4 protein-coding genes and 1 pseudogene are annotated in these 3,959 nt (G+C 60.1%); all 5 read left to right on the top strand.

Annotation, left to right across the window (positions count from 1 at the left end):
* On the top strand, positions 1-930 hold a 930-nt coding region (locus AC1DRJ_RS20815), incomplete at its 5' end, for an FUSC family protein (protein WP_477803797.1).
* Complete coding sequence (locus tag AC1DRJ_RS20810; RefSeq protein ID WP_477803796.1) at positions 927-1,136, top strand: DUF1656 domain-containing protein; 210 nt, start codon at positions 927-929, stop codon at positions 1,134-1,136. The genes AC1DRJ_RS20815 and AC1DRJ_RS20810, both read left to right, overlap by 4 nt.
* A complete protein-coding gene (locus AC1DRJ_RS20805; RefSeq protein ID WP_477803795.1) occupies positions 1,133-2,020 on the top strand; it encodes an efflux RND transporter periplasmic adaptor subunit in 888 nt (295 codons plus the stop codon). The genes AC1DRJ_RS20810 and AC1DRJ_RS20805 overlap by 4 nt, the downstream gene beginning before the upstream one ends.
* Positions 2,017-3,465: an efflux transporter outer membrane subunit gene (locus tag AC1DRJ_RS20800; RefSeq protein ID WP_477803794.1), complete on the top strand. Its 1,449-nt coding sequence runs from the start codon at positions 2,017-2,019 to the stop codon at positions 3,463-3,465. The genes AC1DRJ_RS20805 and AC1DRJ_RS20800 overlap by 4 nt, the downstream gene beginning before the upstream one ends.
* Positions 3,466-3,547: 82 nt before the next feature.
* A pseudogene (locus AC1DRJ_RS20795) lies at positions 3,548-3,959 on the top strand (NADH:ubiquinone oxidoreductase subunit N); the annotation flags it as partial.

The raw sequence follows: 3,959 nt of genomic DNA, 5'->3' as shown, positions 1-3,959 counted from the left end.
GTGCTGTGGATTCTGCTTGGCTGGACTGATGGCGGGGCCGCGGTGATTATGGCCGCCGTGGCGTGCAGCTTTTTCGCCTCGATGGATGACCCGGCGCCGCAGATTTACCGGTTCTTCTTCTGGACCGCGATGTCGGTGGTGTTCGCCAGCCTGTATCTGTTTCTGGTGCTGCCCAACCTGCATGACTTCCCGATGCTGGTGCTGGCGTTTGCCGTGCCGTTCATCATCATCGGCACCCTGACGGTCAAGCCGCAGTTTTACCTGGGCATGCTGCTGACCCTCGTCAACACCTCGTCCTTTATCAGTATCCAAGGCGCCTACGACGCGGACTTCCTCAGCTTTGCCAACTCCAACCTCGCCGGTCCCATCGGGTTGTTGTTTGCCTTCGTCTGGACCCTGATCGCCCGGCCGTTTGGTGCTGAACTGGCAGCCAAGCGCCTGACCCGATTCAGTTGGCGCGACATTGTCAGCCTCACCGAACCGGCCACTTTGGCCGAACACCGGCAATTGGGGATCAAAGTGCTCGATCGTCTGATGCAGCACTTGCCGCGTCTGGCCATGACCGGCCAGGACACCGGCATCGCGTTGCGAGAAGTGCGCGTGGCGCTGAACCTGCTCGACTTGCTGGCCTACACCCCGCGGGTGGCCGGTGTCCCGCAGGCGTTGCTGCATCAGGTGGTGGCGGAAGTCGGTGAGTATTTCAAGGACTGTCTCAAGGCCGCTGAGCGCCTGCCGGCACCCAGCCCGTTGCTGATGACCCTCGACCGCACCCGCCGTGCTCTGGATATGGACTGCGAAGAGGACACACGTCTGAATTTGTTGCATGCCCTGAGTGGCCTGCGTCTGGCTTTATTGCCTGGCGTGGAATTCGTCGGCTCGGGCGAACTCGAAGAACCGCTGCCCCATGGCATCGATGGAGCGCCTTTATGATCGGTGATGTGGATCTCAGCGGGGTGTTTCTGCCCACGCTGCTGGTACTGATGGGCATTACGTATGTGTTGTACCTGCTGGTGCACGGGGTGCTGATGCGCCTGCACTTTTACCGTCTGGTCTGGCACCGGGCATTGTTCAACGTGGCTCTCTACGCTTTGCTGCTCGGCGCCGTGGACTCACTCAGTCGATACCTGATGACATGAAAAAACCTTTTTTGACCTTGGGTCGCGTGGTGCTGACCCTGTTGATCGTGACCTTCGCCGTCGTCGTGGTCTGGCGCATGGTGATGTACTACATGTTTGCGCCGTGGACCCGCGACGGGCATATCCGTGCCGACATCGTGCAAATCGCCCCTGACGTCTCCGGGTTGATTCAGCAAGTGGACGTGCGTGACAACCAATTGGTCAAACGCGGCCAGGTGCTGTTCAGCATCGATAAGGACCGTTTCAAACTGGCCCTGCGCCAGGCCAAGGCGGCGGTCGCCGACCGTCAGGAAACCTTGGCTCAGGCGCAACGTGAAGCCAAGCGTAACCGTGGGCTCGGCAACTTGGTGCCAGGCGAGCAATTGGAAGAAAGCCAGTCCCGGGTGGCTCGCGCCGAGGTGGCGTTGAYGGAAGCTCAAGTAGCGGTCGACAGCGCTCAATTGAACCTCGACCGTTCGACCATCCGCAGCCCGGTCGACGGCTACATCAACGACCGCGCACCACGTGTGCAGGAATTCGTCACGGCCGGGCGGCCGGTGTTGTCGGTAGTGGACAGCGATTCATTCCACATCGACGGATATTTCGAAGAAACCAAACTGAACGGCATTCATGTCGGCCAGAGCGTCGACATCCGGGTGGTCGGCGATCGTGCGCGGCTGCGCGGTCATGTGGAAAGCATCGTTGCCGGTATTGAAGACCGCGACCGCACCATCGGCAGCAACCTGTTGCCGAACGTCAACCCGGCGTTCAGCTGGGTGCGCCTGGCGCAGCGGATTCCGGTGCGGATTGCCTTCGATGATGTCCCGGCGGACTTCCGCATGATCGCCGGGCGCACCGCGACAGTCTCGATCATCGACGATCAACCGCAGGAGCCGGCGAAATGAACAGGGCGTCAGGTTTGGCGGTTGCCGGATTAGGTTTGCTGCTGTCGGCCTGTCAGGTGGTTGGCCCGGATTACCACCTGCCTGACGAAGCGGCCATCCACCGTGAAGACCTGCAGGGCGACTTGGCTGCGAACGACAAAAATGTCGTTTCGGCGCCGGTACCCAGCGATTGGTGGCGCATGTACAAAGATCCACGCCTCGACCAACTGGTGCAGCAAGCCATGGCGTCCAACACTGATTTACGCGTGGCGGCGGCGAGTCTTGCCCGTGCGCGGGCTCAGGTTGATGAAGCCCAGGCGGCGGGCGGCTGGAGCGGTGGCGTAAGGGTCGGCGCCCAGCGTTTGCAGGAATCCGGCGAAGCCTTTTTGTTACCCGAAAAAGTACCGGTGGCCAACGTCGGCGATATCGGCATTACCACCTCTTATCAGTTCGACCTGTTCGGCACTTTGCAACGCGGTATCGAAGCGGCCAAAGCCAATGCCGATGCAACGCAAGCCGCCGCGGACACGGCGCGAATCACCTTGGTAGCCGATGTCGTGCGGGCGTACACCCAAGTGTGTGCGGCCAACGAAGAGCGGGAAATTGCTCAGCACTCTCTCGATTTGCAGGCCCAGAGCACAACGCTGATCCAGCGTTTGCGTGACGCCGGGCGTGGCGATGAAACCCAGGTCACCCGTTCGCAAACCCAATTCAAATCCTTGCGCGCCGACTTGCCGCGATACGAGGCGGCGCGTCAGGCTGGTTTATTTCGCTTGTCGATGCTGCTCGCCAAACCGGTCGACCAATTACCGGCAGGTACCAGCGATTGCGCCGAACTGCCGAAAATTACCCAATTGTTGCCAGTCGGTGACGGTGCAGCCCTGCTCAAGCGTCGGCCGGATGTGCGACAGGCCGAGCGCCGGTTGGCTGCGGCGACTGCCGGAATCGGCATTGCTACCGGCGAGTTGTACCCGGACATCAGTATTGGAGCGAGCGTCGGGACCGTCGGTCTCCTGGAGAACCTCGGGCAAGCATCGACCAATCGCTGGGGCTTTGGTCCACTGTTGACCTGGACGGTGCCGTCCAACGGTTCCCGCGCGCGAATCCGGGAGGCCGAAGCCACAACGCAAGGTACGCTGGCGCATTTTGATGGCGTGGTGCTCAACGCCATTCGCGAAACCCAGACCGGCCTGGCCCAGTACACGGCATTGTTGCAACGCCGTGATGCACTGGCCGAAGCCGAGCAATCAGCGCAACTGGCGGCAGCCCAGACGCATCGCTTCTTCCAGGCGGGTCGCGAGTCGTTCCTGGCGGACTTGCAGGCGACCCGCACCTACACCGATGTGCGAGCACAACTGGCCTCTGCCAACACTCAAGTTGCCATGAGCCAGATCGATTTGTTCCTTGCACTGGGCGGCGGCTGGGAAAGCGGACGAACGCAAGCCACGAACACCAGCAAACCCTGAGGCCGTTGCTATGCTTTGATTTGATGAGGTTGCGTGTTGATTTCATCGATCAAGGCTCGCGTTGGTCATGGGGATTAAAATAATGAAAAACCCTTACGCTCCTGGTTTTTGGTGCGCTATTGCGGCATTGGTTTTGCTGTCGGCCACCTATTTCTACGGCATCATGCTGGCTCACCAGATCGATAAAGCGCTGGTGTTTCTCGACAGCGCCACCGCGCYCATTGCCGTGATGGCAATCGTGGTGGTGGCCTGGGCTTCAGTCCAGGGTCAGCGCATCAAAAAAAGACAATTCGAACAGGGCAAGACGTTGGTGCTGATCTGGGACACCAAGGTGGCGTTGCGTCGTGTCGAAACGGTGTTTGACCAATATTTTTGGGGCAGTTACTGGCAGCCGGGGCGTACGTTTCAGGAAGTCATGGGCGAGCTCACCGGCACACCCTTGGAAAAAAGCCTCGATACCTTGAAGAAACAATGCGTGGCCCTGGATAAACAGG

It is taken from the genome of Pseudomonas sp. P5_B2 (assembly GCF_056400445.1).
This window is presented reverse-complemented; position numbering and strand designations above follow the sequence as displayed.

Excerpts from the sequence above, each read along its gene's own strand:
- AC1DRJ_RS20810 (WP_477803796.1), top strand. The coding sequence starts at position 927 with ATGATCGGTGATGTGGATCTCAGCGGGGTGTTTCTGCCCACGCTGCTG.
- AC1DRJ_RS20800 (WP_477803794.1), top strand. The coding sequence starts at position 2,017 with ATGAACAGGGCGTCAGGTTTGGCGGTTGCCGGATTAGGTTTGCTGCTG.